Annotated in this window: 1 protein-coding gene; it reads right to left on the bottom strand. The window is 43.3% G+C overall.

Annotated features, from left to right (window positions below):
• Positions 1 to 746: IS982 family transposase (locus ACRD7P_RS20960; RefSeq protein ID WP_430909758.1), on the bottom strand; the 746-nt coding region annotated here is incomplete at both ends.

Genomic DNA, 746 nt, shown 5'->3' with positions numbered 1-746 from the left:
GGTATCCACGAAGTTATTTTTCAGGGAGGGTTTTTTATCCTTGAAGCTGTATGCTATTAAAGCAGCAAAAATATTGTTGAAGTAATTTGCTTGGTTTCTATGTCTCGAATGTTCGACCTGACAGATATTTTTGAGTTGATCTATGATCGTTTCTATGATGGCTCTTTTTCGCAGGTGGTAGGCGTCTTGCATAGGTGTAAGCAATTTCGTTTTCATGTTCTTGCGCAACTTGGTGACCAGATGGACCCCACTTGCAAAGAGTTCGGTGAACAGGTCTTTGGAAATATAGCCTTTGTCGCCAAAAAGCTTGCCGTACAATTTTTTGACGAATGCTTTGAAACGCAATGGTCTTCTATCGTCCACGTTGCCCTTGGTAATCATAAAGTCGATGATGCCGCCTTGGTCATTGGTGACGATATGGAGCTTGAATCCATAGAACCGGCCCAGTGAACATTGACCCCTTTGAGCAAAACCCCTGAAGACCCTGTGCTGGTTTATTCTTCTTTTGTCGCAGACCCGTAAAGGGGTGGAGTCTACGAAGCTGATTCCCGTACAGTTGGCAAGCCCACATGTTTTCAAGTAAATGGCCAAAGGCATGAAACTGTCCCTTTTGAGCTCTACCATTCGGTTATAGGAGACCGTATCGGGAAATTCATCCTGGAGATGTTCACGTACATAAGTCAAATAAAAATCTTTGAAGGTCCTGTATCCGGAGATTTGAAAAAGAACTTGGATGGTCATCACCT

The sequence above is a fragment of the Maribacter sp. 2-571 genome (assembly GCF_050589625.1).
In the GTDB taxonomy this organism is placed as follows: Bacteria; Bacteroidota; Bacteroidia; order Flavobacteriales; family Flavobacteriaceae; genus Pelagihabitans.
Note: the sequence above shows the minus strand (reverse complement) of the source record. Positions and strands in the feature narration are given on the sequence as shown.